Annotated in this window: 22 protein-coding genes; 5 read left to right on the top strand and 17 right to left on the bottom strand. The window is 68.2% G+C overall.

Features of this window, described 5'->3' with window-relative positions; genetic code table 11:
• Positions 1-611 precede the first annotated feature (611 nt).
• Complete coding sequence (locus ACN6LB_RS42830) at positions 612-1,067, top strand: tellurite resistance TerB family protein (protein ID WP_356148683.1); 456 nt, start codon at positions 612-614, stop codon at positions 1,065-1,067.
• A 178-nt stretch (positions 1,068-1,245) separates the two neighbouring features.
• On the opposite strand, the gene ACN6LB_RS42825 is transcribed toward ACN6LB_RS42830, so the two are convergent.
• Positions 1,246-1,635 carry a BlaI/MecI/CopY family transcriptional regulator gene (locus tag ACN6LB_RS42825; protein ID WP_445030612.1) on the bottom strand — a complete coding sequence of 130 codons (390 nt, stop codon included), beginning with the start codon at positions 1,633-1,635 and terminating at the stop codon, positions 1,246-1,248.
• Positions 1,636-1,973: 338 nt separating this feature from the next.
• Between ACN6LB_RS42825 and ACN6LB_RS42820 the strand changes: the two genes are divergently transcribed.
• Positions 1,974-2,549 carry a TerD family protein gene (locus tag ACN6LB_RS42820; protein ID WP_356148691.1) on the top strand — a complete coding sequence of 192 codons (576 nt, stop codon included), beginning with the start codon at positions 1,974-1,976 and terminating at the stop codon, positions 2,547-2,549.
• Between the two features lie 329 nt (positions 2,550-2,878).
• Positions 2,879-4,003 (top strand): acyltransferase family protein, encoded by a 1,125-nt coding sequence (locus tag ACN6LB_RS42815; RefSeq protein WP_445030614.1) that lies wholly within the window; start codon positions 2,879-2,881, stop codon positions 4,001-4,003.
• 32 nt (positions 4,004-4,035) lie between these two features.
• Here ACN6LB_RS42815 and arsM read toward each other — a convergent pair whose 3' ends face one another.
• The 9 genes from arsM to ACN6LB_RS42770 form a co-directional block, all read right to left on the bottom strand.
• The gene (gene arsM / locus ACN6LB_RS42810; RefSeq protein ID WP_445030611.1) at positions 4,036-4,932 is read right to left on the bottom strand and encodes an arsenite methyltransferase; all 897 of its coding nucleotides are present in this window, start codon (positions 4,930-4,932) and stop codon (positions 4,036-4,038) included.
• A 147-nt stretch (positions 4,933-5,079) separates the two neighbouring features.
• Positions 5,080-5,517, bottom strand: a complete 438-nt coding sequence (locus tag ACN6LB_RS42805; protein ID WP_445030610.1) for a lasso peptide biosynthesis B2 protein — start codon at positions 5,515-5,517, stop codon at positions 5,080-5,082.
• Positions 5,514-5,783: a lasso peptide biosynthesis PqqD family chaperone gene (locus ACN6LB_RS42800; protein ID WP_445030609.1), complete on the bottom strand. Its 270-nt coding sequence runs from the start codon at positions 5,781-5,783 to the stop codon at positions 5,514-5,516. Before ACN6LB_RS42800 ends, ACN6LB_RS42805 begins: the two co-directional genes overlap by 4 nt.
• Entirely contained in the window at positions 5,780-7,594 is a 1,815-nt protein-coding gene (locus ACN6LB_RS42795) for an asparagine synthase-related protein (protein WP_445030608.1), read from the bottom strand. The genes ACN6LB_RS42800 and ACN6LB_RS42795 overlap by 4 nt, the downstream gene beginning before the upstream one ends.
• Before the next feature lie 27 nt (positions 7,595-7,621).
• A complete protein-coding gene (locus ACN6LB_RS42790; protein WP_445030607.1) occupies positions 7,622-7,768 on the bottom strand; it encodes a lasso RiPP family leader peptide-containing protein in 147 nt (48 codons plus the stop codon).
• Positions 7,769-8,581: 813 nt separating this feature from the next.
• On the bottom strand, positions 8,582-9,022 hold the full coding sequence (locus ACN6LB_RS42785; RefSeq protein ID WP_445030606.1) for an SRPBCC family protein: 441 nt from the start codon (positions 9,020-9,022) through the stop codon (positions 8,582-8,584).
• 89 nt (positions 9,023-9,111) lie between these two features.
• A complete protein-coding gene (locus tag ACN6LB_RS42780) occupies positions 9,112-9,450 on the bottom strand; it encodes an ArsR/SmtB family transcription factor (protein ID WP_356146121.1) in 339 nt (112 codons plus the stop codon).
• Entirely contained in the window at positions 9,447-9,911 is a 465-nt protein-coding gene (locus tag ACN6LB_RS42775) for an SRPBCC family protein (protein ID WP_445030605.1), read from the bottom strand. Before ACN6LB_RS42775 ends, ACN6LB_RS42780 begins: the two co-directional genes overlap by 4 nt.
• 277 nt (positions 9,912-10,188) lie before the next feature.
• Positions 10,189-10,989, bottom strand: a complete 801-nt coding sequence (locus tag ACN6LB_RS42770) for an alpha/beta fold hydrolase (RefSeq protein ID WP_445030604.1) — start codon at positions 10,987-10,989, stop codon at positions 10,189-10,191.
• A 260-nt stretch (positions 10,990-11,249) separates the two neighbouring features.
• Between ACN6LB_RS42770 and ACN6LB_RS42765 the strand changes: the two genes are divergently transcribed.
• Positions 11,250-12,470: a metallophosphoesterase gene (locus ACN6LB_RS42765; RefSeq protein ID WP_445030603.1), complete on the top strand. Its 1,221-nt coding sequence runs from the start codon at positions 11,250-11,252 to the stop codon at positions 12,468-12,470.
• A 167-nt stretch (positions 12,471-12,637) separates the two neighbouring features.
• Here ACN6LB_RS42765 and ACN6LB_RS42760 read toward each other — a convergent pair whose 3' ends face one another.
• The 5 genes from ACN6LB_RS42760 to ACN6LB_RS42740 form a co-directional block, all read right to left on the bottom strand.
• The gene (locus ACN6LB_RS42760) at positions 12,638-14,098 is read right to left on the bottom strand and encodes a glycoside hydrolase family 32 protein (RefSeq protein WP_445030602.1); all 1,461 of its coding nucleotides are present in this window, start codon (positions 14,096-14,098) and stop codon (positions 12,638-12,640) included.
• Positions 14,099-14,260: 162 nt separating this feature from the next.
• Positions 14,261-14,668: a carbohydrate ABC transporter permease gene (locus ACN6LB_RS42755; RefSeq protein WP_445030601.1), complete on the bottom strand. Its 408-nt coding sequence runs from the start codon at positions 14,666-14,668 to the stop codon at positions 14,261-14,263.
• 341 nt (positions 14,669-15,009) lie between these two features.
• Positions 15,010-15,936 (bottom strand): carbohydrate ABC transporter permease, encoded by a 927-nt coding sequence (locus ACN6LB_RS42750; RefSeq protein WP_445030613.1) that lies wholly within the window; start codon positions 15,934-15,936, stop codon positions 15,010-15,012.
• 100 nt (positions 15,937-16,036) lie between these two features.
• Positions 16,037-17,338, bottom strand: coding sequence for an extracellular solute-binding protein (locus ACN6LB_RS42745; protein WP_445030600.1), 1,302 nt, complete (start codon positions 17,336-17,338; stop codon positions 16,037-16,039).
• A gap of 147 nt (positions 17,339-17,485) precedes the next feature.
• The gene (locus tag ACN6LB_RS42740; protein ID WP_445030599.1) at positions 17,486-18,517 is read right to left on the bottom strand and encodes a LacI family DNA-binding transcriptional regulator; all 1,032 of its coding nucleotides are present in this window, start codon (positions 18,515-18,517) and stop codon (positions 17,486-17,488) included.
• 263 nt (positions 18,518-18,780) lie between these two features.
• Here ACN6LB_RS42740 and ACN6LB_RS42735 point away from each other — a divergent pair, with 263 nt between their 5' ends.
• Complete coding sequence (locus ACN6LB_RS42735) at positions 18,781-19,233, top strand: GH32 C-terminal domain-containing protein (protein WP_445030598.1); 453 nt, start codon at positions 18,781-18,783, stop codon at positions 19,231-19,233.
• Positions 19,234-19,522: 289 nt separating this feature from the next.
• Here ACN6LB_RS42735 and ACN6LB_RS42730 read toward each other — a convergent pair whose 3' ends face one another.
• Both ACN6LB_RS42730 and ACN6LB_RS42725 read right to left on the bottom strand, forming a co-directional pair.
• The gene (locus ACN6LB_RS42730) at positions 19,523-19,732 is read right to left on the bottom strand and encodes a DUF6243 family protein (protein WP_445030597.1); all 210 of its coding nucleotides are present in this window, start codon (positions 19,730-19,732) and stop codon (positions 19,523-19,525) included.
• 336 nt (positions 19,733-20,068) lie between these two features.
• Positions 20,069-24,247, bottom strand: coding sequence for a beta-galactosidase (locus ACN6LB_RS42725; RefSeq protein ID WP_445030596.1), 4,179 nt, complete (start codon positions 24,245-24,247; stop codon positions 20,069-20,071).
• Between the last annotated feature and the right edge of the window lie 975 nt (positions 24,248-25,222).

Here is a 25,222-nt window from a genome sequence, read left to right as displayed (position 1 = left end):
CGTTGACCTCGGCACTCAACGGACCCAGAACCTGAATCCTCACACCATCCCCCAAACAGTCGTCGAGCCCTCGCACGTTCCCTTCCATGGCCAAAAACCTGCGCCACCCCAACACGCTAGCCCCGCCCACCCCCCACCAACGCCTCCTTCGACCCACCCTCAAGCAGACCTCCAACTGCCCATCTCCACCAAGGAATTGGCGCCCTCCAGAGCTCCTCGACACCTCCTCCAACCGAACCCCTGATTCCGCCTGCCCTCCACCTCACACCGCCCCTCGATACTCGCCCCGCACCCCCGGTGAGCCAGCCCCTTGCCGACCGCACACCAGTCCCCATCCCGTCAAGACCCGCCCCACCCTCACCCCCAACCACTCATTACCCCAAATCACCATAAAAGGAGCCGACTCTATCCCGTCCTGCCCCGACCCCCACGCCACCCCAACTGGCCGAACCCACACCCCCATGAGCCGACCCAACTTGGTGGAGCCCCTGAAGCCAGGCGCGGCCGGAACTTATCCGACCGGTCACTAGTTTTTACGTTGCTGTAGAAATGGACCGGCATCGGACCGCCGACGTGGCGCTCCGGCCCTCCACCGAACGTATGGAGTTCTCATGGCCCTGTGGGACCGCATCAAGGAGTCCGCGTCGACGATGCAGACCCAGCTCGTGGCGAAGAAGAACGACCTCAAGAGTGGGGCCTTCCGTGACGCGAGCATGGCGATGTGCGCGCTCGTCGCAGCGGCGGACGGGTCGATCGACCCGTCCGAGCGGCAGCGCGTGGCCCAGCTCATCGCCACCAATGAGGTCCTGCAGAACTTCGACGCCGCCGACCTGCAGCGCCGCTTCGACGACAACCTGAACAAGCTGACGGCCGACTTCGCCCTCGGCAAGGTCAGCGTCCTCCAGGAGATCGCCAAGGCGAAGAAGAAGCCCGCCGAGGCGCGCGCGGTCATCCAGATCGGCATCGTCATCGGCGGCGCCGACGGTGACTTCGACAAGACCGAGCAGGCCATCGTGCGCGAGGCTTGCTTCACTCTCGACCTGCCGCCGCACGAGTTCGACCTCTGACCGACAGCGGATCAACAGCCGTACCCTGCCGGGCCGGTGCCCGCTGAGGCAACGGCCCGGCATCTTGCTCCGCGGTTCGGCCGCCGGGCCGGCTTCGGCGCGCTCCGGGCGGGGCCGGGCAGAGCTTCGCGAACTTCAAAGTCCAAACCGGTGTCGGACACGCGATGCCCGTGAGGTGTCAGTCCGTGCGCTCCACCCCGGGGCGCCCGAGCAGTTCCCGCACGAGGCGCTCGTCGTCCGGTTCGAGGGAAGTGACAAAGCTGGCCAGCACCGCGTTGCGGTCGCTTTCGCCGTCGAGCAGCTTGCGCATCCTGTGCGCGGCGAGTCCCGCTTGGTCCGACACCGGCGTCCAGACGAAGGACCTGCCCGCGCGCTCCCGGGTCACCGCACCCTTGGTCAACAGCCGGGTCAGGATCGTGATCACGGTCGTATAGGCGAGGTCACCGCCGAGGTGTTGCTGCACCCGGCCCGCGGTCGCCGGACCATCCGCCTCGCGCAGCGCCGACAGGACCAGCGATTCCAACTGGCCCTGTCCCCGGCGCGGGGGACGCTGTCCATGGCCCGTCACGCGCTGTCTCCCTTCTGCCGGCCGACACTTCACGAGAAGTCCATCGTAGAGACGCCCGCCGATGCCCCACTCCGTGCACGCGACGCGCGCCGCACCTCCAACCACTGGGCGTCCACAGGATCGTAGAAGACGGGTGCGAGCCCTCCTTGTGACCGGCTGCCGCCGACCATCGGACAACTCCCGCGGCCGAACAACCGCTTGACCGGACACGCGACAGGCTGCCCCGGGAACGACGGCCACGCCGAACACCCTTCCGAATCTTCTACAGTGTCGTAGATTTCCCGTACGGGTTCGCGCGGCGAGCTCGTTTCGGATGGATTTTCGATGAGGAGAGCAGCGTGGGAGTTTCCCTGTCCAAAGGCGGCAATGTCTCGCTCAGCAAGGAGGTGCCGGGCCTGAGCGCGGTCCTGATCGGCCTGGGCTGGGACGTACGGACCACGACGGGTACCGACTACGACCTCGATGCCTCCGCGCTGCTGCTCGACGCGTCGGGCAAGGTCCTGTCCGACCAGCACTTCATCTTCTACAACAACCTGAAGAGCCCGGACGGTTCGGTCGAGCACACCGGAGACAACCTCACCGGTGAGGGCGAGGGCGACGACGAGAGCGTCAAGGTGAATCTCGCGGCGGTGCCCGCCGAGATCGACAAAATCGTCTTCCCGGTCTCCATTCACGACGCCGCGAACCGCGGACAGAGCTTCGGCCAGGTCCGCAACGCCTTCATCCGCGTGGTGAACCAGGCCGGTGGCCAGGAGATCGCCCGCTACGACCTGTCCGAAGACGCGTCGACCGAGACCGCGATGGTCTTCGGCGAGCTCTACCGCAACGGCGCCGAATGGAAGTTCCGTGCTGTTGGCCAGGGTTACGCCTCCGGTCTCGCCGGTATCGCCTCCGACTTCGGCGTCAACGTCTGACGGAACCTGGCCGTAGGCCCTTTCGCCCGCCCATCGACCAAGCGTTCCCGTTGGGCGGGCACCGACCGCGTACGCCTGCCTCTCGCATCTCCGCCCCCATCCCCCTCCGGGCGGCTGCTCTCTCCGTCGATCGGCGCTCGCCGGGCGTGAGCCGTACGACAGCGGCGCCAGGACCCGTTTAAGCAGTCCGGAACTGGTGAGGCGGGAAAGATGTCCCACTGCCGCACCACAGCTGCACCTGCCGCAGCTACACCTGCCGCACCACGCACATGCGCCTGCGCATCCATATGCCCCGCGTCCTGCCTATGGAGGGCGCGGTGAGCGGCACCATGCGGCCCGCACAGCAGCGTGGGACGGCACCCCCGCAGACGCCCGCAGACGGCGTGGCAGCGCACCCGGCGACGCACCCGGCCCGCTCCGCGCCCGAGGGGGCAAAGCAGCGGGACGCCTTCTTCGACAACGCCAAGTACTTGGCGATCGTGCTCGTGGCAATGGGACATGCGTGGGAGCCGCTGCGCGGTGGCAGCAGGAGCGTCGCCGCGCTGTACATGGTCGTCTACGCCTTCCACATGCCGGCGTTCATCGTCATCTCCGGTTACTTCTCGCGCGGCTTCGACGCGAGCCCGCGGCAGATCAAACGTCTCGTGACCGGGGTTGCCGTCCCCTACGTGGTCTTCGAGGTGGCGTACACCCTCTTCACACGGTGGACCGACCGCACGCCCGACCGCCCGATCAGCCTGCTGGACCCGTTGTATCTGACCTGGTTCCTTGCGGCGCTGTTCATCTGGCGGCTGACCACGCCGCTGTGGAGGCTCGTGCGCAGGCCGTTGGTCCTCGCGCTCGCGGTGGCGATGCTGGCCACCCTGTCACCGTCCATCGGCAACGTCCTGGACCTCCAGCGCGTGCTGCAGTTCCTGCCCTATTTCGTGGTCGGCCTGTGCCTCAGGCCGGAGCATTTCCAGCTCGTACGTCGCTCCGAGGTACGCGCGCTGTCCGTGCCTGTCTTTCTCGGCGCCCTCGCCATGGCGTACTGGGCGGTTCCCCGTATGAACGACGCCTGGTTCTTCCACCGTGACAGCGCCGAGGAACTCGCCGCGCCCGGTTGGTACGGGCCCGTGATGACGCTGGTGCTTTTCGGCTGCTCGATGGTCCTGGTCGCCTGTTTCCTCGCCTGGGTGCCCCGGCGCAGGATGTGGTTCACCGTGCTGGGTGCCGGCACTCTGTACGGCTACCTGCTGCACGGATTCGTCGTCCAGGGCGCGAACTTCGGGCACTGGTACGACCACGGCTGGGTCCACGGCCCGGTCGGCGCGATCGCCGTCACGCTTGCCGCCGGCGCGGTCGTGACCGTGCTGTGCACACCGCCCGTACGCCGCCTCTTCCAATGCACGATGGAACCGGAATTGAAGTGGGCGTTCAGGCGGGACGCGACGGACCTGCGGCGGCCTCTCTGACCCCGACCCGGAGCTTCCCGTCCGAGCTGATGTCAGCTCTGGCAGCCGCACCCGGACGCCGTCTTCGCCTCGGTGACCGTCAGAGCGGGGTCGGCGGAGGTCTCGCCGGAGGTGCAGCAGGCGTTGACCCCGCAGCACTCGTCGGCGGACTGCGCCGCTTCGAGGGGCGCGTCGGTGCTGGTCAGCGGCCTGGTGGCGCGAATGATGGCGGAGTGCATGCCGTCCGCGACAGCATGGGTCGGGATGATCTCGACGTCCGCGAAGCCGGCGGTTGCGAGTCCGGCCCGGTACTCGGCGAATGACAGGGCGCCTGCGATGCAGCCGACGTAGTCGCCGCGTTCGGCCCGCTGGTCTGGAGTGAGGCTGTCGTCGGCGACGACGTCGGAGACTCCGATGCGGCCGCCGGGCTTCAGGACGCGGAAGGCCTCGGTGAAGACGGCCGGCTTGTCGGTGGACAGGTTGATCACGCAGTTGGAGATCACGACGTCGATGGTGCGAGGCGGCAGTGGGATCGCCTCCATGGTGCCCTTGAGGAACTCGACGTTCGTCGCGCCGGCCTTCTCGGCGTTGGCCAGGGCGAGTTCGAGCATCTCGTCGGTCATGTCCAGCCCGTAGGCCTTGCCGGTGGGGCCGACGCGCCGGGCGGAGAGCAGGACATCGATGCCGCCGCCGGAGCCGAGGTCGAGGACGCGTTCGCCCTGGCGCAGTTCGGCGACGGCGGTGGGGTTGCCGCAGCCGAGGGAGGCGGCCACCGCTTCGGCAGGGAGGACCTCGCGTTCGTCGGCGGCGTAGAGGGTGGATCCGAAGTTCTCGTCGACCTCCACCGGCTGCGGCCCGCAACAGGCGCTACCGCCCTCGGTGACCTGCACAGCTGCGGCGGCGTAGCGTCGACGGACGGTTTCGCGCAGGTCGGCCGGCTGCTCGCTCATGGCTCACTCCCGAGTGGCGGGGCTTGGCGGTGCCCCTGAACGGCTTGCATTGACGTTCATTGATGCAAGCTTGCACCTTGAATCGAGAGGCGTCAACATAGAGATGCGTCGATACAAGGACTCGAGATACTCACCCAGTACGTCTCGCTACCGCTGCTTCGGTCGCGTGGCCTCGACAGGTGCGACTGTCAGGAGGGTGCGGTAGTGGCCAGGAGGGTGCGACTCTCCGACGGGGACGCCTTCGGCTTCGATCCAGGCGTGAGCGGAGAAGGGATTCGTGCGGACGCCCGTGCACCAGGTGGGCCAGGTGCCGCGCGCTCGACACAGCAGGGTGGTGGCCACCGAGCGCTGCAGGCATGCCTGCCCTGCGCAGCGCAGGCTGACCGCGACCACGGCTGTCCGTGCCGCCTCGGCTTCTTCCACGCAGGCCGGGGTCGCACCGCGGCGGGCGAACTCCAGCACGGCGCGCAGCCTGGCCGGGGAGAGCCTGCTGAGGATCCACGCGACGGCCACCGCCACAAGGGGAACCAGGCGGCGGTGGAGAGGAAGTCGGTCGCGAGGGGTCAGCGCCACAGGTACGCTCACCGGCCCTCCCGCAGCAGGTCCGCCGAGCGCAGGGAAGCCAGTAGGGCCGCAACGTCGTCGCGTGCGCGGGACGCGGGAAGAGTGTGCCGGGAGGCAAGCGTTTGTGCTGCCTGTTCGGGGCTGTCGCCGCTGGTGAGGCTGCGCAGGACCAGTAGCCCTGTGGCGTTCAACTGCCAGTAGCGGCCGGTGCGTTCGTGGAGGAGTACGGCTCCGTCGTCCGTTTCGGCGAGGGATACCTTCGGGTTGAGGGCATAGGTGGCACTCACGGTCGGTTGGGCTGCCTTTCGGTGCGGACGAGGCGGCGTGCGGCACGGAACCAGGTTTCGCAGCCGAGGAGTTGTTCCACGGCGAAGTTCCTGCTCAGGTCGGCCTGCGGGGCGAGCAGTCGGGAGCGGACCGCGTCTGTCGAGATCAGGCCGGCCCTGGCAAGTTCCGAGTCGGCGAAGAGTTCGAGGAGTTCGTCGAGGCTGCGGCTGAGCCCGATGCGCATGTCCTCGTCGAAGGCGCCCTTGGTGGTTCTGACGCGGACGCGATCGGGCAGGACGTCCTGCATCGCCGCGGCCAGCAGAGGCTTGTACGCCCAAGGCGTGGAGCGCTCGTGGAGGCGTACGGCCATCGCGGCCTCCACGACGCGGTCGTCGAGGTAGGGCTGGTGAAGCCGGATTCCCGCCTTCTCGAAGAGGCGGCTGAACTGCCGGTACGCCGGTGCGGTCGCCCGCAGGGCCACCAGGACCTGGTGCTGGCCGCGATCGGCGGCGAAGGGGCGGGCGCCGTCGGCGGTGCGTCGCAGCTCCGACCTGGCCGCGTCGACCGCGGCGTCGGTCACCCAGGCGGGAGCGCGCAGCGGCATCAGGCCCCAGCCCAGCGGCGGGTGCCGACGGGGCGGGGCCGGTTCGGTGAGGGAGTCGGCCTGGTCACGCCACCAGTCGGCCACCGAACCCGTCCGGGCGAGCTGCGCGAGGGCCCCACTCAGGGGCCAGCGGTCGAGGGCCCGGTAGCCGCGCAGGTGACGCACCGCGAGCCTGGGGCGGCGGCGCAGCATTCGGTGCAGGTAGCCGGGGAGCCTGCCGAACAGTTCGTCCGCGCCGTGCCCGGCCAGGTGCACCTGTGAACCGCGCTCGGCCAGGAGGCCGGCCGTGTGTCTCATGCGGGCCAGGGTCCGGGTGAAGAGGTAGGGCTGTTCGGTGTCCGCCAGGTCCCCCGGGTGCGTGAACACGGCGGGCAGTTGGTGCTGGCCCACGACCACGTGGGTGGCCTGCTCCAGCAGGGTCGCCGAGTGTTCCGCGAAGACCGTGTCGTCGTTGCCCGCGTCCGCCTCGGCCCACCGGAAGGTGAGCAGTCCGGGAGTGCTCCGAGCGCCGAGGAAGCACAGGGCGGTGGAGTCCATGCCTCCGGACAGGTCGGCGCTCAGCCGGCCCCGACCGAGTGTGCGGCAGCGTACGGCCTCCTCCAGCGCGGCGCGTACCGCCGACGCGCCTTCCTCCAGCGGGAGTTCGGGTTCTGGGGGCTGCCACCAGAGGACTTCCCGCGCGCGGCCTTCCGTCATGAGCAGGCAGTGGTCTTCGGGTACCGCGGAGATCCCGGACCAGAGGCTTGCGGTGCCGAGCGGAGCCGGGAGCAGGCCGCCGGTCGCCAACCGTGCCGCGAGTACTCCTTCGTCCACGCCCGCGCCCGTCAGCAGCGCCAGGGTGTCGGGGCGGTCCGACGCGATGGGGTGACCGTCGACGCGGGTGTGGAAAACCTGCCGCAGACCGGTGATGGTGCCCCGGACGCCGGCGCCCTCCGGAGAGGCGACCAATACGTGGCAGCTGCCCGGTAGTTGCCGGGCCAACGCTGCCGCATCGGACAGTGCCCGCACGCGTCCGGCCAACGAGGTGAGCTGTGCAGTGGTGACCGGGCAGTGTCCGATCACCACCACACGTACCGAGCCCGCCTGGACCTGAACCATTTCGTCTGCCGCCCACCGGCCCACCACCCAGGGCGTTCCCGAGGGGTGGGTGATGACGTGCGGTGACTCGTAGAGCCACGTGGGGTCGGTGGGGCAACCGTCGGGCAGGACGACGAACCCGGTGCTCATGTCACTCCGTCCGAGTCGGCCGGCTCGTCACCAACCCTGCTTGCCCAGGAAGTCGGAGTGGTCGTTGCCGAAGCCGAGCGTGTCCTCGGAGAACTCCCCGACGGCCGTCAGGGCGGGCGGTTCGTAGCTCTGCCGAACCGACGGCTCCTCGCTGTGCTGCTCCTGGATCTCCATCGTGTACTCCTTCCATACGGCCCCTTGCGAGGCCCCCGGGCGTGGGCCGCCCGGAGTCTGGGGTTGTGTCACGGGGTTTGAGGGCGGAGCGGGACAAGACGGATGACGTGGGCGAGGGCGAATGAAATCCGGCCACTGAACGGGCAACGGGAGCCACGCCTTCAAGGCGCCTGCCGCTGCGCTTCTTCCGCTCCGTCAGGTACTGGCGAACACACCGTTCTGCACGTTCATCGACCCATTGCCGGGCAGGCAGGGAATCGTCGATCGCGCATACCTTCTTCCACTGACCCATTCGCCGACAGCACCCATGGCGCGACGCGCATCAAGCCTTACCCCCGACCCCGTTTGGAAGCGCAGCATCGAATTGCCTCGCGTTCCCCACCCGTTTCCCTTCGATCAAGAGAGTTTCATCTTCAAAGATCCTCGCACAAGCATGCGATCACCGGATGGCCGAAAGCATCGCCCGACATTGCATTTATGCCGTCGAGCCGAGGGGCGTACGGATGAAACGGAATCTCTTACTCAGAGTGGTGCCGACTGGACAGCCACCTCCGAGGTTGATCACCTAACGTGACCTCCCGCATTGCCGCCGGGCCTGCCACGGCGGCGGGTACGAGAAGGCTTGGCGAGAAGTGATCGCCCTCAAAACGCCGACCCACCACGACAGCCGCGGTTGGCAACGAAGCTCCGCCGCAACGCGTCGCACGTCTGAGCCGTCGCCTGAAGGCGACGGCTCAGACGTGCGGCGGCGCAACGGATACAACGCGGATTCGGCGGACAACCTGACCCGTGGCTACCGCCGAGGATCGGCGGCTAGTGCCAGTTGCTGATCTTGACGTCGTGCGGCGCCGGCTCACCCTTGCCGGTTTCGAGCAGGTTCTTGAGGCTCATCAGGAAGGTCGCCCACTTGGTGCTGCAGTGGTACATGAACTCCACCGGCTCCTTCCAGCCCTCGTGCCGGAACAGCACGATCGTGAAGCCGTCCTCCTGCTTGAGATCGAAGCTGACGTGAGTACCGATCCATTCCTCGGGACCGCCGACGACCTCCCAGAGCACACGCTGGGCGGGCTGCACCTCCAAAACCTTCATGTCGAACCCGCCGGCCTCGAAGCGGAAGCGGATTACTCCCCCGACTTCGGCGTCGCCTTCCGTTTCCTCCGTCCACCAGCTCGCCAGCCCATCGACCGTGGTCAAGGCCGCGTAGACCTTGTCCGGAGACGACGTGATTCCGATCCTGTGCAGAATGTCCAGCATCTCGATACCTCTTTCCGTATGGACGCCCGCATTCGGACGCGGTCATGCGCTCTGCCACCACATATGTGGCCACGTTCTTTCGTGAGGGATCAGCCCTCCTGACTCCGCTGGATCGCCTCGGCGATCCGCTTGATGCGATGCAGCCGCGCGTCCCAGGTGGCCCCGACCGACGACAGCTGCGCGACGGCACGGGCGAGCTGGGCCTCGTCCACCTCGTACAGGCGCTCGCGTCCGGAGGGCGTGGCATGGACCAGACCCACTCGGTCGAGTACGCCAAGATGTTTGGCGACGGCCTGCCGCGTGACCGGCAGCCGCTGACTGAGCGTGGTCGCCGTACCGCCGCCGTCCGTCAGCAGCAGGTCGAGCATCCGCCGCCGGATGGGATCCCCCACCGCCGACCAGAGGTCGTCGTCGATGGCGACGCTCATCGCGCGGACACCAGCCGAGCGACGTAGGTGACGAGACGGGGCAGGAAGTGGTCCCAGCCGTTGACGTGATCGCGGTACTGCTCCTCCAGCACGGCCGCCTCCCAGCCGTTCTCACGGAATCCCGTCTCGGTAAAGCGCAGCAGCGTGCCCGCGCCCGAGGGGACCAGGTCGAAGGTCACCAGGAGCGAGTTGGCCGACGTCGCGGCCTCCCCCTCCTCGTACACCCACCGGAAGGAGAACCGCCGGGGCGGGTCGGCCTCCATCACCGTGAGCGGTACGACCTTCACGTCCGGCGCGGACCTCTCGCCGAACGAGATGGACCCGGTAGCGCCCGGCACCGGCTTGAACTCCGCCTCGTCCGGCCACCATTCCCGCAGATGTTCGGGCGTGCTGATGACCGCGTAGACCACCTCGGGCGTGGCCTCGACACGGATCTCCCGCTCGATGCTGCCGTACTCCATCGCACTCCTCCGACCTCTTGCAACCTTTGGTTGCACATAACTGTAGGCCACTCCTGCCGCACACGCAACCATTGGTTGCTCCTGGTTCGCCCGATGAGCGGAGCCGGGAATCGTTCATAGGGCAGCGAACGCGGGTGAAGTGCGGGGCCTGCGCGCCGCAGGGAGCGCCGAGAGCCCCTCGGCGTGGAATGCTCCGCCGAGGGGCCGTATCGCCTGCATCGTCTTCGAGCGGACCGTAGTTCAGACTCCGCGCGGGTTCCGAGATCCGCGAGAAGAGTCAGGCCGGCAGGTCTCGAACGAACTCGGCGACCTGCGTCGACACCGCTTCCGGTGTCTCCAGGGTCATGAGGTGGGTGGCGTCGATCCGGTTGACGCTGACCGTCGGCCGGGCGGAGGAGAGCGCGGTCAGCTCCTCGGAGACCTCCTGTGCGAACCGGGCGCTGAATTCGCTGAACCACTCCATGCCAGGCGCAGGCGGCAGCTGGCGGTCGGCCTGTACGAGCAGGAGTGGGCCGTCGACCCCGTCCAGCCATCCGGTGACACCGCGCGCGAAGACCTTGTGGAGTTCGTCGAAGATCTCCAGCGCCTCCGTCCGTTCCGGCAGCGTCTGCCACTTGCCGTCGGACAACGGGCGGACGGCCCCACGGGCAGCCGCCTCCGCACGATCGGCGGGAATCCCGAACCGCCCGGCGGTGATGACCCGCTCCTCGATGTACTCGGGTGGCGCGATGGTCCCGGCCGATGCCAGCAGCCCCTCACTCACCCGTTCGGCACCGGGGTACTCGCGTCCCCACCAGAAGCCGTCGAGATTCACCGCGGCACGGGCACGGTCCGGGTTCGCCCGGGCGTACTCGACCGCGACCACTCCGCCGAGTGAGTGGCCCACCACAACGGCCTCCGGCACGCCATGCGCATCAAGTGTTTCCGCGACGTCCTGCACCACGGCAGGGATGGTCCAGGGGGAGATACCGGGAGAGCGGCCGTGCCCGGGAAGGTCGACGGCGAGGACACGGTGCCCGGCGGTGAGCAGGGCGGCCGAGGCATCCCAGTCGGTCAGCGACCGCGAGTATCCGTGCAACAGAACCAGTTGAGGGCCATCGCCCCCATGATCATGAACATGTAGGAGTGTCATTGGGCTTCACTGTAGGAGGCACACAGCATTTCGAACACCGGATTAGGACGGCCCCCTACATGGTGATCGCTCATTGGTCCGTACCTGCGGAAATGGTTACGAGGCAAGGGCATTGGTGTGCGCATCGCCCGCAAGGGCAGGTCCGGCCGGCCCGAGGGCCACCGGATACAGTGCGCGAGACGGCAGCCTGGTCAGGGAGGGGAAACGTGACCGCCACCAACAACGTCCGACCCGCCGACGGTGAAGCGCGAGCGCCACGGCAGAGCCGACTGCACCGCATAATGCGCTACATCCCCCTGATCGCCCCCGTCCTGCTGTGGGCCGTGCCCTGCTGGGTGCTCCTGCACAGCGGCCAGCACTGGCCGCTGCCCGTCACGCTGACCGGCACCGCCCTGTTCACCCTCGGCCTCATCGGGATGCCGCTCGCGATGGGGCGCGGCCACGGCCGACGCCAGCAGGACCGGGCGGCGATCGTCGGTGACACCCTGCTGGGCAGCAGCTGGGTTCTGTTCACCTGGTCCGTTCTGCTCGGCGTCTTCCTGCGGCTCACCCTGACCGTGGCCGGCGTCGGCGAGAGCCAGGACCGGGCCCGAATCGTCACCTGGGCCGTCCTCGGCGTAACCGCCGCACTGCTCGGGTGGGGGTACGCCGAGGCCCGCCGCGTGCCACGCGTACGCCGACTCGACGTGCAACTCCCACGGCTGGGTGCCGGGTTGGACGGCACCCGCGTCGTCCTCATCACCGACACCCACTACGGCCCACTCGATCGCACTCGCTGGTCGGCACGGGTGTGCGAGACGGTGAACACTCTGGAAGCCGACCTGGTCTGCCACACCGGCGACATCGCGGACGGCACGGCCGAACGCCGCCGCGCCCAGGCCGTCCCACTCGGCAGCGTGCAGGCCACCCGGGCCCGTGTATACGTCACCGGCAACCACGAGTACTACAGCGAGGCCCAGGGCTGGGTCGACCTGATGGACGAGCTGGGCTGGGAGCCGCTGCGCAACCGGCATCTGCTGCTCGAACGCGGAGGCGACACCCTCGTGGTCGCCGGTGTGGATGACGTCACCGCCGAGTCCTCCGGTCTGGCAGGCCACCGCGCCCACCTCGCCGGAGCCTTGAACGGCGCAGACCCCGACCTGCCCGTCCTGCTCCTGGCACACCAGCCCAAGTTCGTCGACCGGGCGGCAGCCGCCGGTATCGACCTCCAACTCTCCGGCCACACCCACGGCGGCCAGATCTGGCCCTTCCACCACCTGGTCCGCCTGGACCAGCCCGCCCTCGCCGGCCTCACGCACCACGGCACCCGCACCCTCCTCTACACCAGCCGCGGCACCGGCTTCTGGGGCCCACCGTTCCGTGTTTTCGCCCCGAGCGAGATCACACTGCTCGTACTCCGCTCCCCGCACCTGGCCACCTCGCCGTAGACAGGGCGGGGCTGCACGTTCGTGGCGCCGTCCCGCTGGTGCTCGGAGCCAAGGCTCGCGGCCCAGCCGGCCAGAAGGGCGAACGTCTGCGCTGTCTCGGTGTCGATCCGGCGCTCGTCACACTCCTGAGAGGGTGTTACGACAGGTTTGAGAGGGCACGAGACGATCTACGTAAGTGCGGACTGGGCGCTCGCGTCTGCCACGCATCGCATGGTGTACGACCGCACATTCCAGGCCCCGACCGTGTAACCGAGGTGGCCCTCCCCAAAGGCGCGGGCTTCGATCCGCCAGGGGCCGCCCCCGGTGGGATAGAACCGCAAGGTCAGTGTCCGGCCCGACGGCAGGTACAGCTCGGCAACGGAACAGTCCACCACCAGGCGCAGTTCGATCGGGGCACCGGACGCCGTCTTCGCCTCGGGGCAGGGGACGCGGTAGGTGCCGCCGTGTGCGCGCGGGTCGAGTGAGGCATGCCCCCGGTCGACGACGAGCTCGCCGGTGGCGGAGTCGATCCTGATGTCGAGGTATTCGGTGCCATCGGCAGAGGTCACCAGCCGTAGTCCCCCTGCCGTCCCCGTGGCGCGGAGTTCAAGGCGGGCCGTCAGATCGAAGCTCGCGCTCACCGTCCCCAGTACAGCGGTTCCGGAGGTCTCGCCGGAAGACGTCACGGCGCGTCCGTCACGCAGCGAGAGGAGTTCCCTGGCCGGTCGCTGGCCTACAGAGCCGTCTTCGCCGAGTGTCACCTCACGCGGCAGGGTCAGCAGCCCGGCCCAGCCGGCCTCACGCGCCCACTCCGGGTCGCGGGCCTCCCACGACCAGCCCCACAGCAGCCACCGGCCGTCGGGGGCGGGCAGCAGCGCCGGGGCGTAGAAGTCGGGGCCGTGGTCGAGCAGCACGGGTGTGCCGGCGAGGAAGCGGCCGTCCTGTTCGCGGCCGGCATAGACCACGGTCCGGCGCGGTCCCTGCTCCGGGTCCCAGGCGCTGACTATCAGCGCGCCGCGTCCGTCAGCGTGCAGGTACTGGGGGCACTCCCAGCCCAGCCCTGTGTCGGCGCCCGGTGCCACCAGGTGCGGGGCCCGGGTCAGGAACGGCCCCTGGTACTCCCACTGTTCGAGGTCGGCGGACTCGTACAGCAGTGCCGCGGCCCGGCCGTCGGCCTGCGCGGAGCCGACCAGCATGCGCCAGCGACCGGCCTCGCGCCACACGTACGGGTCGCGGTACATGGTGGCGCCGACAGGAGGATCGGGGATCAGCAGGCTGCCGCGCGGTGCCCAGGTGACACCGTTGTCCCGGGACTCGGCGGTGGTGACCGGCTGCGCCCAGCGGTCGGTACGGAACGCGGAGTAGAAGGCGACCAGGCGATCGCCGTCGGAGACGGCGTTGCCCGAGAAGCAGCCATCGGCGTCCTCGCCGCCCGGTGTGGGGGTCAGCGCGAGCGGGAGTTCCTCCCAGGTCAGCAGGTCGGGGCTGCGGAAGTGGCCCCAGTGCATGTTCGCGTGCTGCGGCCCGTACGGGTTGTACTGGAAGAACACGTGGTAGTGACCGTCGTGGAAGACCAGCCCGTTGGGGTCGTTGATCCAGTTGCGGGGCGGGCGCAGGTGCGCGACGGGCAGGTGGGAATCTGCGGGCATGACGGACACGCAGAGGTCCTTTCAGTGAGAGGAAGTCGGCGAAGTGCGGGGTCAGCCCTTGACGCCGGTCGAGGCGATGCTGTTGACGAACGACCGCTGGAACACCACGAAGAGGGCGAGGACCGGCACGGTGATCATGGAGGAGTAGGCCATGATCTGGCCTCAGCCCACGTTCAGTTGGAAGAAGTAGGAGATGCCCACCATCACCGGCCGCAGCTCCTCGCTCTGCACGACCATCAGCGGCCACAGGTAGGAGTTCCAGGCGGGCAGGAAGGTCAGGATGGCCACGGTGGCGACCGCCGGCCCGGACAGGGGCATGACGATGCGGCGGTAGATGGTGAACCATCCGGCGCCCTCCACGATGGCAGCCTCGTCGAGTTCCCTGGGGATGCTCTGGAAGTACTGGTGGAAGAAGAAGATCGAGAAGGCGTTGGCGACGAATGGCACGATCTGCACCTGGTAGGTGTCCATCCAGCCGGTGGTCCACTCCAGCTGGAAGCCGTTGACGCGGAGCAGCGGCAGCTGGTTGACCCACCACACCAGCGGCAGCGCGAAGGTCTCGAACGGCACGATGAGGGTGGCGATGACGGCGGTCAGGACGAGCTTGCGGCCGGGACAGGGCGAACGCGGCGAGGCTGTTGACGATGATGCCGACCACGACGGTGATCGTGGAGATCAGCACGGAGTTCAGCAGGAACCGTGCCGCCGGGACGCGGTCGAACACGCCCGTGTAGTTGTCCAGCGACAGGGCGCCCACTGGCAGGAAGGCGCGTAGGGAGCCGAGGTCACCGAAGATCTGGTCGTCCGACTTGAACGACGAGACCAGCATGAACAGCAGGGGCAGCGCGAAGACCAGAGCGAGGAGGACACGACCTGCGTGACCGCCGAGGTGCTTGAGGAGGGAGGTCATGTCAGTCCTTCTCCCGGGTCAGGAAACGCTGGACGAGGGACACGGCCAGCACGAGCACGAAGAAGACCAGGGAGATCGCCGATGCGTACGCGGTCTGCTGCTGGTCGTAGCCGGTGCGCACCGCCTGGTAGACGACGGTGGTGGTGGAGTCGAGCGGGCCGCCTTGCGTCATCACCCTGATCTGGGTGAAGAGGCTGAACGCCGCGATGGTGATGGTGACGAGCACGAACGTGCGGGTGGCTCGTAGGCCCGGCCAGGTGACATGGCGGAAGCGGTGCCAGCGGGTGGCTCCGTCGAGGTCGGCGGCCTCGTACAGCTCGGCGGGGATGGTCTGCAGGCCGGCCAGCCAGATGACCATGTGGAAGCCGACGCCCTGCCACACTGACATCAGGATGATGGCGGGCATGGCGGTGGCAGGGTCGCCCAGCCAGTCCGGGCCATGGACATGTCCGAGGGTGAGGGTCGAGATGACGTGGTTGACCAGGCCGTCCTGGCGGTAGAGGAAGGTCCACAGCAGGGACACGACGACCATCGAGGTGACGACCGGCAGGAAGTAGACGGTGCGGAAGAAGTTGACGCCGCGCACCTTCCCGTTGACCAGCAGCGCCAGCACCAGAGCGAGCCCGGCCTGGAGCGGGACGACGACGGCAGCGAAGTACGCCGTGTTGCGCAGGGACTTGTAGAAAACCGGGTCTTCGAAGAGCTGGGTGAAGTTCCTCAGGCCCACGAAGCGGGCCGGGGTGGGCGAGATGAGCCTCGCGTCGGTGAACGCCAGGGCGAAGGCGAGGGCGACCGGTACGACGAGGAAGACGATCAGCAGCACGACGGCCGGGCTGGCCATGCCGAGGGCGGTGAGGCTCTCACGGCGACGGGCGTTGGTCGTTCGGGTTCGCCGGACCGGACGCAGCCGGCCGAGGGCCGCGATCATGGTGGTCACGGTAGCTCCAGGGGAGGCCGGTCCGGTTCGGGCGCGCAGGGAGAGCGCGGTCGGGCCCGAACCGGACCGGGGCGGGGCGGGGCGGGGCGGGTCAGCCTGAGTAGTTGTTGTTCGTCTTCAGGTTGTTGTCGATGTCCTTCGCGGCCTGGCCCAGCGCGTTCTTGGGGTCGGCGCCGGCCAGGATGTCCTGGGCCGCCTTCTGGAACTCTGTGGAGATGTACGGGTAGGCGGGGGTGGCCGGGCGCACTACCGCGAACTTGCGGGCGAATTGGACGAGTTCGTTGAACTTCCCGCCCGGCTGGTAGCCGTCGACCTGCTTGGCGGCGGCCTCGATGGCCGGGATGGTGCCGGTGGCCTTGGCGTAGTCGACGAAGTACTTCGTCTGGCGGGAGAACTTCAGCCACGCCTGCGCACCGGCCTTGTTGGAGCAGGTGGAACTCATGGCCCATTGCCAGGAGGCGCCGCCGATCTTGGGCCCGTTGCCGAAGTCGACCGGCGGGATGATCGCCAGGTCGTCACCGAGCTTCTCGGCGTTCTTGGCCGCGTTCCAGCTGCCGTCCCACTGGATGGCGCTCTTGCCGGCCAGGAAGTCCTTGCTGGGGTCGGCTCCGGACTTCTTCGCCATGTAGCCCTTGGTCACCAGCGAGCGGAACCAGGTGGCCCACTCCACGGAGCTCCTGCCGTCGAGGGTGCCGGAGGCGGTCTTGTAACCGTCGCGGTTGATCAGGTCGCCGCCGAAGCTCTGCAGCTGCGGGGAGTAGGCGTAGGGCCACCACTCGCCGGTGCCGCCGGTACCCGTCTCCAGCGGGTAGGCGAACTTCCCGCTCTTCTTCAGCTTGGCGAGGGCGGAGTCGAACTCGGCCTTCGTCCAGGGCTTGTTGATGGTCGGGACGCGGATGTCGTACTTGTTCAGCACCGACTTGCGGGCGAAGAAGGTCAGGGCGACGTCGTAGAAACCGAACCCGTAGACCTTGTGCTGGTAGCGGCCGACGGTGCTGGCCAGCTGGTCGGACAAGGGCACCTCGCTGCCGGAGACGTCGATCGGGGACAGATAGCCGCCCCAGGCCCAGTTCGCCACGTTGGGGCCGTCCACGTCGAGCAGGCAGGGCAGCTTGCGGGCCGAGGCGGCGGCCACGACGGAGTTGTTGTAGTCGCTCTGCGGGAACGCCTGGAGCTTGACCTTGTACTTGCCCTGGGAGCCGTTGAAATCCTTGATGATCTTCTTGACGACGTCCAGCTCGGCCGAGTTGCCGGCGTTGTGCGTCCACAAGGTGATCGTGTTGCCGCTGGCTCCTGACGAGCTGCCGCCGCTTCCGGTCGCACATCCGGCGACCAGCGCGGTCGCCGCCAGGGCGGCTACACTCGCACCAGCGAGGCGCCTGGTTCTGAACACCACGAGGTTCCTCCATCTCACTGAGACGGGTCTTACCGGACCCGCCTTGGCGACCGGTTGCGACGGTCGCTGTTCTTGGTGGTCGTCGCGCCGCCCGGGAGTTCTCCGCTCCGGGCGGCGGGACAACCCGTCTATGGGTGCCGGACATCAGCTCCCGGCGGGCGCGCCGATGGAGGCACGCTCCTGAAGCGGCATGGGCACACGGTGTACGGCGGCTTCGAGCGGGCCCTCGCCGAGGATCAACTCCACTGCAAGGCGGCCGAGTTGGTAGTGCGGCAGCTTCAGCGTGGTGAGCGCCGGGCGCAGGACGGACGCGATGTCCTGATCGTCGAAGGAGACCACCGACACATCGCCGGGCACCGACAGACCTGCCTCGCCGAGCGCCTGGTAGGCGCCGAAGGAGATCCGGTCGTTCAGGCACACCAGCGCGCGGGGACGGTGGCCCGCCGCGAGCAGCGCCGAAACCTCCCGGTAGCCGTCTGGCGTGTCCCAGTTGCACTCGATGACACCGTCCAGGCGGGCGCCGCCTTTCCGCAGGACCTCCTGCAGCCCGCGCATGCGCTCGTTGCCGGCGATGATCCCCTCGGGCGTGGCCGGGACGGCCTGGTGGCCGCCGATCGCCCAGATTCCCTCGGTATGGCCGGCGCCGAGCAGCGCACGTGCCGCGTCCCGGCCGGCCTCGAGTTCGTCCGGGATGACGGACGGCGCGTCGAAGTCGGCCAGGCAGTTCAGCAGGACCACCCGGCGCCCGAACAGTTCCTTGGGCGGTGTCACGTACCGGGTGAACATGGACGCGTAGATCACCGCGTCGACCTGGCGGTCCAGCAGGGCATGGACCAGGGACGACTCGGCGGCGCGGTCACCACCCGCTTCCGTGATGAACAGCAGGTTGTCCCGTTCCCGGGCGGCCTCCATCGCACCGCGGATCACGTCGCCCGCGAACGGTGTCGTGGTGATCCGGTCCGACACGAACCCGATGGTCTGGGTCGACTTCGTCCGCAGGCTGCGCGCGGTGACGTTGGGGCGGTACCCCAGCTCCCGGGCGGCCTCCAGCACGCGTTCCCGGGAAGCGGCGGAAATGCGCATGTCTGTGCGGCCGGACAAGGCGAACGACGCGGTCGTCGGCGAGACACCCGCCCTGCGGGCAACGTCGGCCATCGTCACGCGGCGTTCAGGCATCAGCGGCTCAGCTCCGTTGTTAAATCGGATTAGCAAGGTTGCGACGAGAGTGATGCGCTTCGCGCCCGACGTCAACACCCTGGACACATCGAACGCGCAGCGGCCACCTCTTGTGCTGATATGTCTGATTTTTAGATAACGCCACGGTAAATCGCTTCGTGTTAGCCCTTGCTTTAGCCGAGACGGCGCGTGAACGATGCCGAGTCACGCGGTTAAACCGATTTGGCACGGCGAGACCCTGCCCTTCCGTCCAGGAGTCAGCCATGAAGAGAAGAACGACCAAGAACGGCCCTCAGCGTCGTGTCGGCCTCCCCATCGAACTGTCCATGCTCCATGTCAAGCTGACACTCGAGCGCGGCAGCGCAGACACCTTCGGTCTCGACGTGCTGCGCAGCCCGGGAGATGAAGAACGAACACGCCTGTTCTACGACGCGCCCGCCGGACAACTGGGAGTGGACCGAACGCGGTCCGGAAACAACTCCAGCGCCGAGCAGAACCTCGGTATACAGAAGGGGCCGCTGACACTCTCGAACGGCACTCTGACACTGGACGTGTTCGTCGACCGCTCGGTGATCGAGACATACGCGAACTCACACAAGTCGATCACCACCCGCGCCTACCCATTCCGGCAGGACTCCCTCGGCCTGCGACTCATCGGCGACGGCAGCGTCGTCAAGTCCATGACCGTCTGGAAGATGGGCAGCATGACCGACTGACATTCGGCGCACATCGGGGTACGGGGGCAGCGCCTGCGCGCTCTTCCTGACAGTGTCGCCGCGCTGGGCGCGGGGAAGGGCGCTGGTGGTGATGCTGCTGGTGCAGCTCGGGTGGTGGCGGTGACGGGGCTGCTGAATCTTGCGGCTGCCCCAAGTAGTCGGCTGAGACGCGGGGGCTCGACCGAGAGCTGACCGGGACCGGCCGCGCCCGGTACGGCAGCAGGGCCCGGACCGCGCGTCACGGTCCGGGCCCTGCCCCATGCGGTGCCGCCCTGCGGCGGCGGGTACTTCAGCTCTGTGCGGCGTCGTCGCTCGTCTGCCCGGCGCCCTCGGCTGCTCCTGCCTTCTCGCGCATCTTGCGCACCAACTCCGCCTTCTGGTCGGCAGCACCCTGGCGGTCGAGGTTGCGGTGCGGACCGTTGTTCTGCCGTTCGGTGCGGGACAGCTTCTTGCGCTGGCCGCCGCCCATGCCCACGGGGTTGTTGATGTTCTTGCTCACGGGTTCTCCCGGAATGATGTGAAGTGATCTACGGATTCATCGGTGGGGGATGGGCGCGGCGACGTCGAAGGACGTCAGCAGGGGCCCATCACGCTCTCACTCGTAAATCGGCGTCTGGAAGAACATGACCACGACGTTACCCGGTTCCGTCGGCCCCGCACACCAGATTCTTCGCCGTCCCGGCGTCGACCGGGCCTTCGGCGAGCGCCCGGGGTCAGCCGCTTCGGAGAGGGCGCAGCCGGCACCCCCACAGCGACGGCGAGGAACCACGATGACCGCTCCCACGGAGTGGTCATCGTCGCCCTCGCCGTCAAAGCCGGGCTTGCGCGCCAGGCACTACCCACACGTCAGCGTGGGCAGCCCCCAGTCACCGTGATCGCTGCCGTTGCCGTCGCCGCCGTCGCCGACCTTGAGGTCGATCACCTGGGCGCCGCTGACGTCCACGTCGATCGGCACGGCAGCTTGTTTGCCGTGGATCGTCGGCGTGGTCACCAATGTCTTGCCGTCGGCCGTCACCGAGAACGTCACTGTTCCCGAGCCGCCGGTCTCGTCGTCCACACCGACCTCGGCCGTCAACCGCGAGCATTTCCCCGCGAGATATAGCTGGATGTCGCTGTCCGCGTTGGTGCCCAGGCCCTTGGCGTATTTCGCGCTGGCGATGCTGATCGGACGGCCGTCGCCGGCTGCCTGCTCGCCGACGCTGGAGTCACGCTCGACCGGACCCCACCCGTTGGTGGACGAGAAGAACGGCAGGTCGCTCACTGCGTTCTTCCCGGCCGGTGGAGCAGGCGGAATCTCGCCGACGATGCGCTCGTCCGTGCCTGTGGCCTGCCGTCCGTTCTGCAGGTAGTGGACTGTCGCGGTCAGTGCCGAGGCCGACGGCAGCTCCCCCGTCGGCGGCTGGACCTTCCAGGTGAAGGTGGCCGACCGGCCGGGTTGTACGCGCTTGACGGACTCGGGGCTCGGGGCGCTCACGTCCCAGCCGTCGGGCGCGGAGAAGGAGGCCGTCACCTGGGAGGCGGACGACTTGTCCTTCGGCACCCGCACCGTCGCCTCGGCCGTGAAGGCCCGTCCCGACTGGACGGTGTCGGGCACGTCAAGGGTGACGTCCGCGCCCGGCCGCTTCGGCATCGCGTACTTGCGGGCGTCGTAGCGCGGACTGTCGTTCTGCGTGACGTGCAGGGACGAGGCGTAGCTGCCGTAGTTGGTGAGCGACACCTTGCCGAGGCCGCCGGTGCTGCCGTCCAGGTTCCATACGGCGATGGCGATGCTGTTACGGCCGTTCGGGTTCAGGATCCCGTTCGGCACCGGGAACGTGTGCTGCGGCCCGAGGTAGTTGACGTAGTTGCCGACCTGCCAGCCGTTCACGAAGATCGTGGCCCGGTACTTGCGTGACGGGTCGTCGGTGAACGTCAGCCCGAGCGACGTGTCCTGGCCGTGCGGCAGGTCCAGGGCGACGTCGGAGCGGTACCAGGAGACTCCGGGCCGGGTGTCGGTCGTCGGAAGGGACGTCTTCTTCCACTTGCTGTCCGGGTAACCGGGCAGGGACCAGCCGGCCCGCTCTCCGTACAGGCCGCCCGTCGAGAGCGGCCCGCGCACCGTGTCCTGCAGGTCCTCGCCGCCGCGTACGCCCTGCAGCCGCCAGGTGACGGCGGTCAGCGGTGCTCCGGCGAGGGATGCGCTGGTCAGGCCGCGCGCTGCCTTGTTGCCGTTGGTCGAGTTGTAGTCCTCCTCGTGCCCCATGTTCACGGTGAGCACGGAAATGACGTTGTCACCCTTGGACTTGAGCGCATCGGCCGGGAAGGCGAAGTCGGCCTTGCCGGTGGTGGAGCTGCCCAGGAAGGTGCCGTTGAGCCAGGCGGAGAACGCCTGCGCCCCTCCGCCGGAGTCCGAGACCAGGTGGATGCCGGTCTCCTTGCCGGTGGTGTGGAAGCGGCCGCGATACCACGTGTTGCCGGTGTGGAAGTCGTAGTCGTCCGCGTAGAGCACCGGTGGCGTGTTGACGCCGGAGACGCTGTTGGTGGTCGTCTTGTCGGCCACCTGCCAGCTGGTGTCGTCGAAGCCGGGGGCCGCTTCGGGCGACTCCTCGCTCTGCTTCCAGTTGGTGAGTGCCGGCAGGTGTATCGGGGCTGCCGTGGGGATCTTCCCGGTGAGGCTCCCCGTGCCGCCGGCCCGGGTGGCGACGGTCCGGCCGTTCCAGGTGATGTGGTCGGCGGAGGTGAACACCTCGACGTTCTTGTCGTCGGCGTTGTCGCCGGTGAGTGCCAGGGTGCGGCCGCTGTTCAGGCTGGTCGCCGTCCGCAGCAGGTGGCTGCCGCGCACGAGGACGGGGCCGGCCGCTGTGTCCTGACGCCAGAAGGTCTTGGCCGTGGCCTTGTCGCCGAGGAGCAGTTCGAGCGGGCGCTGTCCGCCGCCGGTGATGCTGACGCGGATCAGGTCCTTGTGCGTGTAGTTCAGCCGAAGGTCGCCGGTGCTCGCGTCCCAGGTTGTCGTGACCGGGCCGCCGCTGGAGGTCACGGTCGGCTTGGAGGCGTAGCGCAGCACGGTCTCGCCGTCGCTGCCCGCATCGCCGTAGAGGACCGCGACGTCCCGGTCACCGATGGTCGCGTTGGTCATGATCTCCGAGGTCGAGTACTGCAACTGCGAGTCGCCGAGCCGGTAGTTGGCCACGATGACGTGTGAGTCGCGTCCGTCGAGCGTGATCGCGGTGCCCGGCTGCTGGGGCACGACCGGGTAGGTCGGCTCCGTGGCGGCGGTCCCCGTCGGCACGTCGATGGCGTCGATGGCCACGTAGTTGTCGGTGGAGCCCGAGCTGTGGCTGCCGTCGACGACGATCTTCAGGGTGTGGGCTCCGTCCGGCAGGCCGGTCTTCTGGAAGACCACTGCCTGGTTCTCGCTGCCGGAGTCGTCGACTGTCGCGACCTTGGTGCCGTCGAGGTAGACGTCGGCCTTGCCGTGGTTGTTGGTCTTCGAGCCGATCCAGCGGATCGCGGTGCCGTCGAAGGGGACGGTCACCGAGTCACCGGCCTTGTTGGAGAAGGACTCGGTGTGCTTGTAGTCGCCGCCGGTGTAGCTCTGGTCGGCCACGTGCGACCACGAACCGGTGTACTGCAGCGCCGAGTCGGGGTCGTCCCAGGTGTACGTGGTGTCGGCGGAGGGCTGGGCGTTGAAGTCCAGCGCGATGTGGGCCTTGTCGACCGCGGTGGACGTGGAGTTGCCGTGCCGCAGGACGTGGAACTGCGTCTTGGCGTCGGGGTTCATCCGGGCGGTGTCGACGACAGCGGAGTTGTCCGGCGGTGTGGCCCTGATCGTGTCGGTCTTGGTCAGGGGTGCGACCGACTGGGTGAAGTACCCGATCAGCTTGTCCTCGTCGTACTTCGGGTCGAGCTGGCGGTTCTCGCGGATCGCGGCGCCGTAGTCGTAGGACGTGTAGTTCTGCGGCATGCCCAGCCAGCCCCAGTTGGTGCCGCCGTAGGTCATGTAGAAGCTCTGCGCGGTGGCGCCGACGGCTATGTTCTGCTTGTAGAACACGTTGGCGAACCGGTCGTTGATCAGCTCGGCGCACTTGTCGTAGCCCGGCCCGCCCCAGGGGTCGAAGGCGCCGCCCTGGAACTCCGGCGTGTACAGCGGCTTGCCGGCGGGGTGGTCGTAGCTGATGTCCGGAACGCCGTTCCACTTCGAGGGGTTCGAGCAGTCGAAGCCCTGCGGATAGGAGTCGGGGCCGTCGACATCCAGGGCGCCGGTACCGGAGTTGAAGGTGCCGTTGTTGTTGCCCGTCAGCGGGACCGTGATGCCGTCGGCGCGGGCCTTGTCCTTCAGGTGTTTCATGTAGGAGTGGCCGGCGGCCGAGCCCTTGTAGTACTCGTTCTCGACCTGGTAGGCGATGACGGAGCCGGTGCCGTTGGTCAGTTGGTGGCGGGCGATGATCCGGTCGATCTGGGTCAGCCATTCGTCCGCGTACTTCAGGAACCGCGGATCGTCACTGCGGTTGTTCCCCGCCTTGGTGGTCAGCCAGCCGGGCAGGCCCCCGCTGTCGACCTCCGCGTTGATGTACGGCGCCGGGCGAGCGATGACGTAAAGGCCTGCCTCCTCCGCCATGTCGAGCACCTTGTCGGCGTCACGCACGCCACTGAAGTCGTACACGCCCGGCTTCGGCGAGTGGTATCCCCAGTCGAAGTACAGCGACGTGGAGTTGAACCCGGCAGCCTTCATCTTCTGGAAGATGTCGCGCCACAGGTCCGGGCTCGGGAGCCGGAAGTAGTGGAACTCGCCGGACCACAGGTAGGTCCGCTTGCCGTCGACGAGGAACGAGTAGCCGTCGATACTCACCGTGTGCGCCGGCGCACCGTCGGCTTGCGCGGCGGTGGGCGCCTGCGCGCCGACGTCCCGCGCCTCCGCGGCGGGCGCGCTCAGGCCCGCGGCCAGGGCGATGGTCGCGGCGGTCGCGAGGACCGCCCTCCACCGTCTCCCCCGACTGGGCCTCGTAACTTCTGAACTGATCCGATTACCCCGCACTGCGGCCCTCCATACGACCCGAACGATCAGCACCAAACAGACTCAGGCAAAGTCGAACAGTAGGGCCGCACAAGGATCAACACAATGGGGCGGGAAAGGGCAGATGAGAAATACGGGGCTGCAAATCCCTGGTACGCAGGCCTGGTTGCCCGGCTTGCACGCAGCCACGGTCGAGCCCGGAGTGGTGACGGGCATCATCGCCCTCGCCCCCGCTTTGCCGTCCCGGGCGCTGATGGCCTAGACCGTGACGCCTCCGATGGCGTCGGCGCCGGCAACGAAGCGCAGCGGCGGCTGGTACTGGTCGACGATGGCCGGCAGGGCGTGGGCGAGCTTGGCGGGGTCGCCGGGCTACTGTCCGTTGATGCTCTTCCAGGCTGCGACCGTGGCGATGGTGCGCTCGGCGTAGTCGTCGACGGCCGGCTCGGGCCAGGCGGTGGAGGCGTCCACGAGCAGCTCGGTGCGGAATTAGCCGGGCTCCACGATGGTGGTGCGGATGTTGTACGGGGCGATGTCCTCGAAGAAGCCAGCGGAGAAATTCCCGGCGTTGCGGCGGGGACTCTGCAGCGCGTCTTCTCTCACGTAGCTGTCACGAGTCCCTTGGATACTCCCGCCTCGCGGGGCTCGGAACTGGATTGAGGCGCTCAGCCCTGAACCAACTGGACGCCCAGGACGGCTTTCCAGGGCATGGGCGCATGACGGCCCGGTTCGCGTGCCCGTCGCCGGCAGGCCGTCTTGAAAAAGAGGGGCACCCTGGCGGCCTGGACCCGCAGACGAGCCCCGAAGGCAGGGCGCCGTGCCGCGGTCGCCGAGTCCGCGCTCGATGCGTCCGCGCTCGATGCGTCCGTGCTCGATGCGTCCGTGCTCGACGAGGGAGCAGTTCAGTCGACGCGGACGAGGTGTCCGCCGCCCTGCCCCGGTACCGACGCCCCGGACGGACCGGACGCGACCGGCGGACCGGGCATCCCGGCAGCCGGA

This window comes from Streptomyces sp. SAS_270 (genome assembly GCF_052543295.1).
This window is presented reverse-complemented; position numbering and strand designations above follow the sequence as displayed.

What these genes read in the sequence shown, in the direction of transcription:
- ACN6LB_RS42785 (WP_445030606.1), bottom strand. Translation starts at nt 9,022, where the DNA reads ATGCTGGACATTCTGCACAGGATCGGAATCACGTCGTCTCCGGACAAG.
- ACN6LB_RS42760 (WP_445030602.1), bottom strand. Translation starts at nt 14,098, where the DNA reads ATGCCCGCAGATTCCCACCTGCCCGTCGCGCACCTGCGCCCGCCCCGC.
- ACN6LB_RS42775 (WP_445030605.1), bottom strand. Translation starts at nt 9,911, where the DNA reads ATGGAGTACGGCAGCATCGAGCGGGAGATCCGTGTCGAGGCCACGCCC.
- ACN6LB_RS42780 (WP_356146121.1), bottom strand. Translation starts at nt 9,450, where the DNA reads ATGAGCGTCGCCATCGACGACGACCTCTGGTCGGCGGTGGGGGATCCC.
- ACN6LB_RS42750 (WP_445030613.1), bottom strand. Translation starts at nt 15,936, where the DNA reads ATGATCGCGGCCCTCGGCCGGCTGCGTCCGGTCCGGCGAACCCGAACG.
- ACN6LB_RS42795 (WP_445030608.1), bottom strand. Translation starts at nt 7,594, where the DNA reads ATGAGCACCGGGTTCGTCGTCCTGCCCGACGGTTGCCCCACCGACCCC.
- ACN6LB_RS42740 (WP_445030599.1), bottom strand. Translation starts at nt 18,517, where the DNA reads ATGCCTGAACGCCGCGTGACGATGGCCGACGTTGCCCGCAGGGCGGGT.
- ACN6LB_RS42830 (WP_356148683.1), top strand. Translation starts at nt 612, where the DNA reads ATGGCCCTGTGGGACCGCATCAAGGAGTCCGCGTCGACGATGCAGACC.
- ACN6LB_RS42815 (WP_445030614.1), top strand. Translation starts at nt 2,879, where the DNA reads ATGCGGCCCGCACAGCAGCGTGGGACGGCACCCCCGCAGACGCCCGCA.
- arsM (WP_445030611.1), bottom strand. Translation starts at nt 4,932, where the DNA reads ATGAGCGAGCAGCCGGCCGACCTGCGCGAAACCGTCCGTCGACGCTAC.
- ACN6LB_RS42735 (WP_445030598.1), top strand. Translation starts at nt 18,781, where the DNA reads ATGAAGAGAAGAACGACCAAGAACGGCCCTCAGCGTCGTGTCGGCCTC.
- ACN6LB_RS42790 (WP_445030607.1), bottom strand. Translation starts at nt 7,768, where the DNA reads ATGGAGATCCAGGAGCAGCACAGCGAGGAGCCGTCGGTTCGGCAGAGC.